Annotated in this window: 14 protein-coding genes; 8 read left to right on the top strand and 6 right to left on the bottom strand. The window is 72.9% G+C overall.

Going from position 1 to position 11,769, the window contains the following annotated elements:
• Window positions 1-62: 62 nt before the first annotated feature.
• Window positions 63-1,028, top strand: a complete 966-nt coding sequence (locus FHU30_RS10090; protein WP_253874373.1) for an undecaprenyl-diphosphate phosphatase — start codon at window positions 63-65, stop codon at window positions 1,026-1,028.
• Window positions 1,029-1,103: 75 nt separating this feature from the next.
• Here FHU30_RS10090 and FHU30_RS10085 read toward each other — a convergent pair whose 3' ends face one another.
• Together FHU30_RS10085 and FHU30_RS10080 are read right to left on the bottom strand one after the other, a co-directional pair.
• A complete protein-coding gene (locus FHU30_RS10085; protein ID WP_253874371.1) occupies window positions 1,104-1,541 on the bottom strand; it encodes an HPP family protein in 438 nt (145 codons plus the stop codon).
• Entirely contained in the window at window positions 1,538-2,032 is a 495-nt protein-coding gene (locus tag FHU30_RS10080; protein WP_253874369.1) for a carboxymuconolactone decarboxylase family protein, read from the bottom strand. Before FHU30_RS10080 ends, FHU30_RS10085 begins: the two co-directional genes overlap by 4 nt.
• A gap of 84 nt (window positions 2,033-2,116) precedes the next feature.
• Between FHU30_RS10080 and FHU30_RS10075 the strand changes: the two genes are divergently transcribed.
• Together FHU30_RS10075 and FHU30_RS10070 are read left to right on the top strand one after the other, a co-directional pair.
• Window positions 2,117-2,683, top strand: coding sequence for an ABATE domain-containing protein (locus FHU30_RS10075; protein ID WP_253874367.1), 567 nt, complete (start codon window positions 2,117-2,119; stop codon window positions 2,681-2,683).
• Window positions 2,684-2,915: 232 nt separating this feature from the next.
• Window positions 2,916-3,185 carry a hypothetical protein gene (locus FHU30_RS10070; RefSeq protein ID WP_253874365.1) on the top strand — a complete coding sequence of 90 codons (270 nt, stop codon included), beginning with the start codon at window positions 2,916-2,918 and terminating at the stop codon, window positions 3,183-3,185.
• Window positions 3,186-3,274: 89 nt separating this feature from the next.
• On the opposite strand, the gene glpX is transcribed toward FHU30_RS10070, so the two are convergent.
• A complete protein-coding gene (gene glpX / locus FHU30_RS10065) occupies window positions 3,275-4,309 on the bottom strand; it encodes a class II fructose-bisphosphatase (RefSeq protein ID WP_253874363.1) in 1,035 nt (344 codons plus the stop codon).
• Window positions 4,310-4,449: 140 nt separating this feature from the next.
• Here glpX and FHU30_RS10060 point away from each other — a divergent pair, with 140 nt between their 5' ends.
• Together FHU30_RS10060 and FHU30_RS10055 are read left to right on the top strand one after the other, a co-directional pair.
• Window positions 4,450-5,070 carry a TetR/AcrR family transcriptional regulator gene (locus FHU30_RS10060; protein WP_253874361.1) on the top strand — a complete coding sequence of 207 codons (621 nt, stop codon included), beginning with the start codon at window positions 4,450-4,452 and terminating at the stop codon, window positions 5,068-5,070.
• Window positions 5,071-5,090: 20 nt separating this feature from the next.
• Window positions 5,091-5,831, top strand: a complete 741-nt coding sequence (locus FHU30_RS10055; RefSeq protein ID WP_253874359.1) for a DUF4245 domain-containing protein — start codon at window positions 5,091-5,093, stop codon at window positions 5,829-5,831.
• A gap of 13 nt (window positions 5,832-5,844) precedes the next feature.
• Here FHU30_RS10055 and FHU30_RS10050 read toward each other — a convergent pair whose 3' ends face one another.
• A complete protein-coding gene (locus tag FHU30_RS10050; protein ID WP_253874357.1) occupies window positions 5,845-6,084 on the bottom strand; it encodes an exodeoxyribonuclease VII small subunit in 240 nt (79 codons plus the stop codon).
• Window positions 6,085-6,154: 70 nt separating this feature from the next.
• The gene (gene xseA, locus FHU30_RS10045) at window positions 6,155-7,384 is read right to left on the bottom strand and encodes an exodeoxyribonuclease VII large subunit (RefSeq protein WP_253874355.1); all 1,230 of its coding nucleotides are present in this window, start codon (window positions 7,382-7,384) and stop codon (window positions 6,155-6,157) included.
• A 102-nt stretch (window positions 7,385-7,486) separates the two neighbouring features.
• Between xseA and FHU30_RS10040 the strand changes: the two genes are divergently transcribed.
• Both FHU30_RS10040 and FHU30_RS10035 read left to right on the top strand, forming a co-directional pair.
• Window positions 7,487-7,927 carry a MarR family winged helix-turn-helix transcriptional regulator gene (locus FHU30_RS10040; protein WP_253874353.1) on the top strand — a complete coding sequence of 147 codons (441 nt, stop codon included), beginning with the start codon at window positions 7,487-7,489 and terminating at the stop codon, window positions 7,925-7,927.
• A gap of 49 nt (window positions 7,928-7,976) precedes the next feature.
• Window positions 7,977-9,206, top strand: coding sequence for an MFS transporter (locus FHU30_RS10035; protein WP_253874351.1), 1,230 nt, complete (start codon window positions 7,977-7,979; stop codon window positions 9,204-9,206).
• Between the two features lie 138 nt (window positions 9,207-9,344).
• On the opposite strand, the gene FHU30_RS10030 is transcribed toward FHU30_RS10035, so the two are convergent.
• A complete protein-coding gene (locus FHU30_RS10030; protein WP_253874349.1) occupies window positions 9,345-10,613 on the bottom strand; it encodes an MFS transporter in 1,269 nt (422 codons plus the stop codon).
• A gap of 57 nt (window positions 10,614-10,670) precedes the next feature.
• On the opposite strand from FHU30_RS10030, the gene FHU30_RS10025 reads away from it, so the two are divergent.
• Window positions 10,671-11,633: an ArsR/SmtB family transcription factor gene (locus FHU30_RS10025; RefSeq protein WP_253874347.1), complete on the top strand. Its 963-nt coding sequence runs from the start codon at window positions 10,671-10,673 to the stop codon at window positions 11,631-11,633.
• Window positions 11,634-11,769 lie beyond the last annotated feature (136 nt).

Below are 11,769 nucleotides of genomic sequence, written 5' to 3'. Positions count from 1 at the left end.
AGTTCATCCGGTGTTCGCCTGTTCCGCTGGAAAGGCGTGGATCGCGGTGCTTGGCTTCGGGCATGTCGCTGACGTATCCCGAGGCCATCGTGGTCGGGCTGTTCCAAGGGGTGACCGAGCTGTTCCCGGTGTCGAGCCTGGGGCACAGCGTGCTGATCCCCGCGCTGGTCGGCGGGCGCTGGGCGAGGGACCTGGACGTGTCCGCCTCGCAGTCGCCCTACCTGGCGTTCCTGGTCGGCCTGCATGTGGCCACGGCGCTGGCGCTGGTGGTCTTCTTCTGGCGGGACTGGATCCGGATCACGGTCGGCCTGCTCACCTCGCTGCGCGACCGCCGGATCGCGACGTCCGACCAGCGGCTCGCGTGGCTGCTGATCGTCGCGACCGTCCCGGTCGGCGCGGCCGGGCTCGCGCTGGACCACGTGTTCCGGACCGTCCTCGGGAAGCCGATCCCGGCGGCGCTGTTCCTGGCCGCGAACGGCCTGCTCCTGTTCGTCGGCGAACGCCTGCGCCGCAAGGCCGCGCCGCCCGCACCGGCGGCGCCCGTCCCGGCCCGGCAGGGGGCACCGGCGTGGGACGCGTCGTCCCGCGCCACCCGCGCCGACCTGCCGATCGTCGAGGACGCGGACGTCGCGTCCGACCGGCGGCTGGCCCGGCTGGGCTGGTGGGAGGCGCTCCTGATCGGCGCCGCCGAGATCCTCGCGCTGCTCCCCGGCATCAGCCGCTCGGGCGCGACGATGGTCGCGGGCCTGACCCGCGGCCTCACCCATGAGGACGCCGCGCGGTTCTCGTTCCTGCTGGCCACGCCTGTGATCCTCGCGGCGGGCGTGCTGAAGCTGCCCGAGCTGACCGGCGCGGAGGGCAAGGGCATCCACGGCCAGATCCTCGCGGGCAGCGTCGCCGCCGCCGTCGCCGCCTACCTGGCCGTCCGGTTCCTGGTGAAGTACTTCGAGACTCGGACGCTGACCCCGTTCGCGATCTACTGCGGCGCAGCCGGCCTCCTCAGCGCCGCCTACCTCGCCGCCACCTGATCATCCCCGAGAAGGCGGCCCGTCCCGGCGGCCTGTTTCCGGACGCCCCCGGGGTCCGGAAACAGGCTCGTCCGCTCAGGTCTCCTGGACGTTCGGCTTCGGGAGCAGCAGCGGGACGGACGCCAGGACCGTGATCGCGGCCGCTCCTGCCAGCAGCGCGGTCGCGTTGGGCAGGGAGCCGCTCGCCCCCGCCAGCGCGGCGGACGCCACGGCGGGCGCGTGGAAGCGTCCGGTCGCCGTCATCGCGGCCACCGCAAGGCCCGCCGCGATCGTCGCCGCGACCGGTGCGGACGCCGGGGTCAGCGCCACCAGAAGCCCCGCCGCGACCGACATCAGGTGCCCGAGCAGCACCGTCGCCGGACGCGCCGCCGGAACCGCCGGAGTGGCGGCGACCAGCGCGGCGGACGCGGCGAGCGGCGGCGCCAGCAGCGGCTCCGCCGACAGCGCCTGCGCCACCGCCAGCGGCGCCAGGAACAGCACCGTCAGCCCCGACGCCCGCACCACCGTGTTCACGCCGGGGGCCAATCGTTCTCGGTCTCGGCGACCTTGTTGGTGTAGTTCGTCAGGGTCTGGAGCGCGACCAGCGCGATGATCTCCAGGATCTGCTCGTCGCTCCAGCCGGCCTCGCGCGCGGCGGACGGGTCGGCGTTGCCGCGCGACTCGGTCAGGGCCCGCGCGAAGGCCACGGCCGCCGCCTCCCGCGGGTCCGCCGAGGTGCCCGCCTTGGCGGCCTCGATCTCGTCCTCGCTCAGCCCCGCGGCCGTGCTGCCGCTGTAGGTGTGCGCGGCGACGCAGTAGTCGCAGCCGTTCGCCGCGCCGATGGTCAGCGCGATCCGCTCGCTGGTGGCGGCGGGCAGCCTTCCCTTCTTCAGGGACCGGGCCAGCCCGAGGTAGCCGTCCAGCACGGCGGGGGAGTTCGCCATGACGCGGAGCATGTTCGGCACGCGGGGGAGCCGCTTCGCCAGGTCGTCCAGGCGCGGGTCGTTCTGCACCGGCTTGATCATCACGCCAACTTTCTCACGGGCTCCATCGATGAAAGCCGTTATAACATAACGCCGCAACGGTCGGGAACCCGTTAGAGTTGAGACATGGACGACCCTCTGGCCCTGCGTCTGGCGAGTACGATCCGCGCGACCCGCGCCGGGCTGACCGACGCCTTCGCCACCCCCGAGGGCCTCACCGCCTGGGTCCGCGACCAGGACCTGTCCCCGTACCTGGACGCCTCCCGGTTCACGGCGGACGAGCCCGTCCGCGCCGAGATCGCCGAGCTGCGCCAGGCCGTCCGCGCCCTGTTCGCCCGCGCCGTCGCGCCGTCGCCGCTCAGTTCGGCGGACGCCCCGAACCTGCCGCCGTTCCCCGAGGCCCTCGCGCGCGTGAACGCCGCCGCCGCGCCCCTGGTCAGGACCCTGGAATGGCACGACACCTGGCAGGAGGACGCCCGTCCCACCGTGGACGGCGACGCCGCCCGCCTGGCCGCCGCCCTGGCCAACGCCGCCGTCGACTTCTTCGCCGGCCCGCTTCCCGCGCTGGTGCAGGTCTGCCCCGCGCCGCGCTGCGTCCTGTACTTCATCAAGCGCCACCCCCAGCAGGAGTGGTGCTCGACCCGATGCGGCAACCGCGCCCGCGCCGCCCGCCACTACCGCCGCCAGACCTGATCGCCGAAGCCCCCCGTAACGCCGCCGCCCGCGTCCGTCTGATCCGGCATCGCCTGGGCTTGTGCGCTCGGCCCGCATCGTTCGGTTGGGGTGGTGCCGCCTGCTCGATGCGGGTTTGCCGCGGGGGCGCAGGGAGATCTTCTGCGAGGTTTCGTGACCGAGGGTAGTTGATCTATGTCGCTGGGTAGCCAGATGGCGTTGCCACGTGCTTCGAGATCGAGGGAGTTCTGAGATGAAGATGCGTGTTCTGGGGACCGCCGCCGCGTTCGCCCTGGCGCTGGGCGGTGCCGCGGCGCCCGCCCGCGCGGCCGTGCCGGCCGGGTGCGACTACGGGAAGGTCAGGGAGCACACCGTCGCCGAGGGCGTGGCCGGGCTGACGCCCGCCGCCCAGGCCAAGATCGTCAAGACCCCGTTCTACAAGCGCTACAAGGCGGTGAAGGTGAAGAACCTCCCGCTGAAGATCCAGAAGCAGATCCAGGCGGCCTGCGGGACGGTGAAGTAGCGCGGTCCACGGCACGACGCGCGCGAGCCCGGCGTACGCACGCCGGGCTCGCGCACGTCCGCGGGTCAGGGCTTGCGCACGTGCGCGGGTCAGACCGCGGAGTCGAAGTTGATGGCGCTGTAGGCGCGCAGCTTGTTGAGCTGGTGCTCGCTGTGGATGGTCCGGATGGTGCCGCTGCGGGAGCGCATGACGAGCGAGTGCGTCATGGCGCGGCCCTTGCTGTAGCGGACGCCGTCCACCAGCTCGCCGTCGGTGATGCCGGTCGCGGCGAAGAAGACGTCGTCGGACGAGACCAGGTCGTCGGTGGTGAGGACGCGGTTCAGGTCGTGCCCGGCGTCCAGGGCCTTCTGCCGCTCCGGGTCGTCCTTGGGCCACAGCCGGCCCTGGATGACGCCGCCGAGGGCCTTGATCGCGCAGGCGGCGATGATCCCCTCGGGGGTGCCGCCGATGCCGAGCAGCAGGTCCACGCCGGTGCCCTCGCGGGCCGCCATGATCGCGCCGGCGACGTCGCCGTCCAGGATGAACTTGATCCGCGCGCCGGTCTCCCGGATCTCCTTGACGATGCCCTCGTGCCGCGGGCGGTCCAGGATGACGACCGTCACGTCGTCCACCGAGGAGCCCTTGGCGCGGGCCACCGCGCGGATGTTGTCGGCGATCGGGCGCTCGATGTCCACCGCGTCCGCCGCCTCGGCGCCGGTGACCAGCTTCTCCATGTAGAAGACCGCGGACGGGTCGTACATCGAGCCGCGCGGCGCGACCGCGAGGACGGCGATGGCGTTGTTCATGCCGAGCGCGGTGAGCCGGGTGCCGTCCACCGGGTCCACGGCCACGTCGCACTCGGCGCCCGAGCCGTCCCCGACCGCCTCGCCGTTGTAGAGCATCGGGGCGTTGTCCTTCTCGCCCTCGCCGATCACCACGACGCCGCTCATCGAGACGGTGTTGATCAGCTGCCGCATGGCGTTGACCGCGGCCCCGTCGGCGCCGTTCTTGTCCCCCCGGCCGACCCAGCGCGCGGCGGCCATCGCGGCCGCCTCGGTCACCCGCACGAGCTCCAGGGCCAGGTTGCGGTCCGGGGCCGCGGGCTCGGTGACGAGGGGGGACGAGACGGTGGTGTCGTCGGACATGGCGGGACGCCCTTTCGGTCGATGGCTCATCCGGATTCTCCGTGCGGCCCGCGCCGCCGTCCAAATTGGACCAGACCAGAGCGGACGGAGGCCCCCGTCGGGATCGTGTCCAGGGATCGTCCGGCGTAATCTCTATGCTCATGAGCAGCGACATCGACACGACCCCGCCGCGGACCTCGGACCGGGGCGCGGCGACGCGCGGAGCCCTGCTGGCGGCGGCGCGGGACGTGTTCTGCGAGGCGGGCTTCGCCCAGGCCGCGGTCACCGACATCGTGGCCAAGGCCGGGGCCAGCGTCGGCAGCCTCTACCACCACTTCAACGGCAAGGCCGACCTGTACCTCACGCTGTTCGAGGAGTTCCAGGCGCGGCAGCAGGAGCGCACCCGCAAGGCGATCAACGCGGTGCGCGAGGCGGGCGAGTCCGACCCGATGCGGCAGTTCATCGCGGGCGCGGGCGCCTACCTGGACGGCTGCATCGAGGAGCGGGACGTCTCGCGCCTGTTCATCTCCGGCGACGGCCCGCCCGGCTTCGACCGGGTGATGCGGCAGCGGCTGAACAAGTGGGCCCGGCGCAACGCCGCGCTGTTCCACACCGCCGACGGCGGGGTGGACGAGGCGCTGGTCGTCGTCCTGACCGGCGCGATGGCGGGCGCGGTGTCGGAGGTGTCGCTGAGCGACGACGCCGACGGGTCGCGGCGGCTCGCGGACGACATCATGGCCATTGTCGGCACTATCAGGAACCCCCGTACGGAGCAGCGCTGACCGTGCGGGATCCTGGTGGGGTGAGCGACGACAGCCCTGCCCCGACGACGACGTCCGAGCACCCGCGCCCGTCCGCGGAGGACGGCGCCACCACGCCCGCCCCTGCGGCCGCGCCGGACGGCGGTTCCGCCGTGCCCGCCGCCGGTGCGGGTCAGCGCGGCACGGTGCAGGTCGCGCCGGGGCTCTACAAGCGGCTGACCAGCGGGCTCGGCGGGTTCGCCACGGCGATCGCGGCGTGCCTGCTGCTGGTCGGAGTGATCTTCATCATCACGCCGCGGTCGAACAAGGAGCTGCTCCCGACGGTCGACTACGGCTCCCAGGAGTGGGCGCTCGCGCACAGCGGCCCGTACCAGGCGTGGGGTCCGAAGGGCCTCCCGGCGGGCTGGCGGGCGACCAGCGCGCGGCTGCACGGGCTCGGTGAGAAGGGGAAGCCGGTCGCGTGGCACCTCGGGTTCGTCACGCCGTCCGGGCAGTACGCGGCGCTTGAGGAGAGCAACGAGAAGGCCAAGGACTACGTCCCGCGGATGACCAACAGCAAGGCCGCGATCGGCACCAGGGCCGTGGCCGGGATCACCTGGGACACCTACTACCGCCGCGACAAGAAGGCCAACTCGCTCGCCCGCACCCTCAAGGACGGGGTGAGCATCGTGGTCACGGGCACCGCCACCTACGACGAGCTGGCCGTCCTCGCCGCGTCCCTCAAGCCGCTGGACAAGAACGACACCAGCATCGTCACCCCCGCCCCCACCCAGCGCTCCTAGGGCGCGGGCCCGGCTAGAAGGGGGCGGACGGGTCGGACGAATCGTCCTTGGCGTCGCCCTCGGCGTTCATGGCGGCGGTCAGGCGGGCGCGGGCGCCCTCCAGCCACTCCTCGCAGACGGCGGCCAGCTTCTCGCCGCGCTCCCAGAGGGCCAGCGACTCCTCCAGCGTGAGGCCGCCGGCCTCCAGCTTCCGGACGACCTCGGTCAGCTCGTCCCGGGCCTGCTCGTAACTCTGTTCGGTCTTCTCCGCCACAGGCCCAGCCTAGGGCCAATGCCGAACCGCCTCGCGGCAATGCCGGGACGTCCCACCGGACTCAGCCGGTTCAGCCAGTTTCGGCGTCCGGGAGTTCGCGGTCGGTGACCGTGACGGACAGGCGTCCCTCGGCCAGCCGGACGGTCAGCGCCTCGCCCTCGGCGACGGACGACGCGTCCCGCACGACCCCGTCGTCCTCCCGCTGGACGATCGCGTACCCGCGCGACAGCGTCGCGGCAGGGGAGAGGGCCAGCAGACGCGCGCGCGTATGAGAGAGCTGGTCGTGCGCCCGGTCCAGCGCGGACGACAGGCAGCGCCGCGAGCGGTCACGCAGCGCCTCCACGCGCTCGGCCTGCCGCTCGATCTCCCGCACCGGGTCGGCGAGCGCCGGACGGGACCGCATCGCCGACAGCCAGTGCAGCTCCCGCTCGACCCCGCCCACCAGGACGCGCCGCCCCCGGTCCCGAAGCTGCCGGACGAGCTGCAGCTGCTCCCGGACGTCCGGGACGACCCGCTTGGCCGCGTCGGTCGGCGTGGAGGCGCGCAGGTCGGCGACCAGGTCGAGGAGCGGGCTGTCCTGCTCGTGCCCGATCGCGCTGACCACGGGCGTGCGGGCGGCCGCGACGGCCCGGACGAGCGCCTCGTCCGAGAAGGGCAGCAGGTCCTCCATGGACCCGCCGCCGCGCGCGATCACGATCACCTCGACGTCCGGGTCGGCGTCCAGCTCGCGCAGCGCGTCCATGATCTGCGGGACGGCGTTGCTCCCCTGCACCGCGGTGTTGCGGACGGTGAACTCGACGGCGGGCCAGCGGCGGCGCGCGTTCTGCAGCACGTCGTGCTCGGCGTCGGAGTCGCGGCCGCAGATCAGCCCGAGCCGCCCGGGCAGGAACGGCAGCGCGCGCTTGCGCTCGGCCCGGAACAGGCCCTCGGACGCCAGCAGCTGCTTGAGCCGCTCCAGCCGGGCGAGCAGCTCGCCGACGCCGACCGGGCGGACCTCGATCGCGCTGAGCGAGAACCGGCCGCGGTTGACCCAGAAGTCCGGCTTGCAGTGGATCACCACCCGGGCGCCGTCGGTCACGGCGGGCCCGGCGGCGGCGAAGGTCTCGCGGCGGCCGACGACCGGCACCGACATGTTCGCCACCGGATCGCGGAGCGTGACGTAAACCGTGCCGCCCCGCGCGTTGAGCTCGGTGATCTGCCCCTCGACCCAGATCCGGCCGAGCCGCCCGATCCAGCCGCCGACCGCCTGCAACACCGTCCGGACGGGAACGGGGGACTCCGCCGAGGTCTCCATCGCCATGTCGGCAGCCTAGGCGGTGCGCGACGCGGCACGATGCAGGTCACCGGGGTTGAAAAGTTAGACAAACTAACTTAGTATGGCTAAGTAATTGAGGAGAGACCGATGCAGTCCGACCGCGAGCTCGCCGAGGCGCTGAACGCCAGGCTCCGCGACATGGTGCTGATGCTGCGCCGCGTCAACGCCGACCAGGCCGTCACCAGCCAGCAGGCCTCGGTGCTCGGCTCGCTGGAGGGCGGGCCCCGCCGGATGACCGAGCTGGCCGCCGAGCACGGCGTCAAGCTCCCGACGATGACCGCCCTGGTCAACCGGCTGGAGCGGGACGGCCTGGTCGCCCGCGGCCGGGACGCCTCCGACGCCCGCGTCGTCACCGCCGGCATCACCCGGGAGGGGAGCGTCCAGCTGCACCGCACCCGGGAACGCCGCATCGGCCTCCTCGTGGAACGGTTCGCCGAGCTGTCCGAGCCGGAGCGGGAGACCCTGAGCGCCGCCCTGCCCCTGCTCGGGAGGCTCTTCGCCGACCCCGACCGTCCGCCCGCCGGCTGACCGGCGTCCGGGCGGGGAGGGGCGGGCACCCCTTCGAAAGGAAGGTTCCATGCACGCACAGCCAGTGGAGGGCGCCGCCAAGCCCGGCCTCCTGCGGCAGCCCATGTCGGTGTGGGCCACCGCCTTCGCGGCCGTGGTCGCCTTCATGGGCATCGGCCTGGTCGACCCGATCCTCCCCGCCATCGCCAAGAACCTGAAGGCGACGCCCAGCCAGGTGTCGCTGCTGTTCACCAGCTACTTCCTGATCACCGCCGTCGCGATGCTGATCACCGGCTGGGTGTCCAGCCGGATCGGCGGCAAGCGGACGCTGATGATCGGGCTCACCCTGGTCGTGCTGTTCGCCGCGCTCGCCGGGACGTCCGACACCGTCGGGCAGCTCGTCGGGTTCCGCGCGGGCTGGGGGCTCGGCAACGCGCTGTTCGTCGCGACCGCCCTCGCCGTGATCGTCGGCGCGGCGTCCGGCGGCGCGGAGTCGGCGATCATCCTCTACGAGGCCGCGCTCGGCATCGGCATCTCGCTCGGCCCGCTCGTCGGCGCGCTGCTCGGCGACATGAACTGGCGCTTCCCGTTCTTCGGGACGGCGATCCTGATGGCGGTCGGGTTCGTCCTCATCGCCACGCTGCTGAAGCCGACGCCGAAGCCCGCCGAGAAGACCCCGCTGTCCGCGCCGATCCGCGCGCTCGGGCACGGCGGCCTCAAGACCACCGCGTTCACCGCACTTTTCTACAACTACGCGTTCTTCACCGTCCTCGCCTGGACGCCGTTCGTGCTGCACATGAACGCGCACGGCATCGGCCTGGTGTTCTTCGGCTGGGGCGTCATGGTCGCGCTGGCCTCGGTGTTCGGCGCGCCCGCCCTGCAGCGCCGGATCGGGACGGTCCGGGTCATGCACCTGGCACTGGCCCTGCTGATCGTGTTCCAGCTCGGCCTCGCCACGCTCGGGCACACCGGGATCATCGTCTCCACGATCCTGTCCGGCATCCCGATCGGGCTGAACAACACCGCCTTCACCGAGGCGGCCATGGAGGTCTCCGACAACCCCCGCCCGGTCGCGTCCGCGGGCTACAACTTCGTCCGCTGGCTCGGCGGCGGCATCGCGCCCTACTTCGGCAGCAAGCTCGCCGAGCGGTTCAGCGACTCGACTCCGTACTACATCGGCGCGGCCTGCTGCGCCGTCGCGATCGGCATCCTGGTCGTCCGGCGGCGGCACCTGGAGTCCCTGGAGCGCGTCGACATCGACCACACCTTCCAGGACGAGGCGCTTCCGGCCAAGGCGTGAGCAGCGCTGAGCCTCCCGTGAAGGTATGACCCGCGCAGGACTCCCCGTGAAGGTATGAGCGGCGCAGGGACCGGCCCCCGCGCGGCCCCTGCGCACAGAACGGCCCCGGACGTCCGGGGCCGTTCTCGTCCGCTCTGCTCAGGCGGTGACTTCCTGCTCCCGGGGGACGGGCTCCCAGGACGGGCGGTTCGCGGCGGCCCAGCGGGTCGCGGGGATGAAGGCGAACGCCGCCACCAGGAAGACCGCGCCGAAGACCAGCCAGCCGGTCATGCCGAACCGGAGCGCGGTCTGCGTGACGACCAGCGGGCCGAGCAGCACCCCGGCGGCGAAGCCGCTGTTGAAGACGCCCTGGTAGACGCCGTGCGCGCGCTCGTCCGCCAGCTCGTAGCTGAGCGCCCAGGTGCCCGCCGCGCACAGCACCTCGCCGACCGTCTGGAGCGCCAGCGCCGCGAGGACCAGGATCGACGCCGTCCACGCGTCCGGGCCCTTGGCCAGCCCGAACAGCAGGCAGCCGACCGCCATCAGCGTCCCGGCGCGCAGGCAGATCCGGGCGGCGCGGGCCGGGTCCTCGGCGCCGCGCGTCAGCCGCACCTGGAGCGCGATGACCATGGCCGTGTTCAGGACGAGGCAGGCCGACACCAGCAGCCGCGGCGCGTGCGTGTCGCGCGTCACCCACAGCGGGATGCCGACCTCCATGATCCCCTGCTGCAGCACCAGCACCCCGGACAGCAGCGTGATCACCAGGTACGGGACGTCGGTCAGCGCGCCGAACGCCCGCCCGCCGGACGCCGCCGCGCCCTTGGCCGGACGCTCCCCGGGCACCCTCGTGAGCAGCAGCGCGGCGCCGACGAAGGTCACCGCGTCCAGGACGACGATCGTCCGGTAGGCGAACGGGGTGTCCACGACGAGCGCCAGGGACGCCAGCGCCGCGCCCACGCCGACCCCGGCGTTGGTCATCATCCGCAGGAAGGCGCGGCCCGGCATCCGCAGCTCGGCGGGCAGCGCGTGCGCGACCAGCGCGTTCCGGACGGCGCTCGCGCCCCGGTCCAGGAACGTGACGCCGCAGATCAGCGGCACCGCCGCCCAGAACGAGTGGACCTGGGTGTAGCCGAGGATCAGCACGCCCTCGGCGCCTAGCAGCGCCACCACCGTCGGACGCGACCCGAACCGGTCGGCGACCCGTCCCATCGGGACGCCCGCCGCGATGCCGAACACCCCGCCCAGCGCCAGCGCGAAGCCGACCTGGGCAGGCGACATGCCGACCGCGCGGGTGAACAGCAGGGCGCTGGTGGTCATGAACAGGCCGTTGCCGAGCGTGTTGACGAGCATCGCCACGGACAGCACGCGGATCACCGGATGCCGGGCGAGGCTCGCCATGCTCGGCGACCCGGGGGAGGTCGTCGTCATGCCGTCCATCCCAACCCCGCGGCATATCGGGACGGAATGGATTTACCCTATGGGTCAATGTACGAGTTCCGGCTGGGCGTCCAGGACCTGGCGGAGACGTCCTTCGGGATGTCGCCGCTGTTCGACCTCGTCTTCAGCCTGCGCCCGCGAGTCTTCCCCGCCCGGCACCCCGAGCACCTGCCCTACGCGCGCGAGACGGCCGCCGCCTACGCGCGGCTCGACGTCGAGCTGCTGGACGCCCTGTTCGCGCCGCACGGCTGGACGCCCGACTTCCTGACGCCGCGTCCCGAGGGCCTGGTCACCGACATCGCCGAAGACCTGGCCGTGCTGCGCCGGACGCCGCCGGAGGACGTCCGGCGGGACATCGTCGTCGCCTACCGGCACGTCCCGGTGCCGCCCGTGCTGAGCGGCGACCCGGCGGCCCTCCTCGACCGGATCTGCACGGCGTTCGAGGAGTACTGGGACGCCTGTCTCGCCCCTTACTGGCCGCGGATCCTCGCCGTCCTGGAGGCCGACCTCGTGCACCGCGCGCGGCGGCTGACCTTCGGCGGCGCCGCCGCGCTGTTCGCCGAGCTGGACGAGCGGGTCACCTGGTCCGAGGGCATGGTCCGGCTGGCCATCCCGTCCGGGCTGGCGCCCGAGCGCGTGGTGGACGTCGCGGGACGCGGCCTGGTGCTCGTCCCGTGCCTGTTCCTGCGCGGCGCGGTCTCCATGATCGACGATTACGGCCCGCCGCTGATCACCTATCCCGCGCGCGGTCGCGGCGCGCTCTGGGACCACTCCGAACCCGAAGGGCCGGACGCCCTCGTCGAGCTGATCGGCCTGCCCCGGACCCGGCTGCTGGTCATGCTGGCCGCGCCGTCCACGACCACCGAGCTGGCCCGCCGCCTCGGCGTCACGCCGGGCGCGGTCAGCCGCCACCTCACCGCCCTGCACGCCGGCGGCCTCCTGAACCGCACCCGCGACGGCCGCTCCGTCGTCTACATGCGCAGCCCGCTCGGCGACCAGCTCGTCCGCTGAGCCGCTGGAGGACGTTCCTGAACGCGCTCAGGCCCCGAAGGACGTCCGGACGCGCTCAGGTCCCGGAAGGACGTTCTCCAGGACGCGCTCAGGTCCCGAGAGGAGGGCCTGGACGCGCTCAGGCCCGTCCGAAAGG

This window comes from Actinomadura rupiterrae, assembly GCF_024172125.1.
Lineage (GTDB): Bacteria > Actinomycetota > Actinomycetes > Streptosporangiales > Streptosporangiaceae > Spirillospora > Spirillospora rupiterrae.
This window is presented reverse-complemented; position numbering and strand designations above follow the sequence as displayed.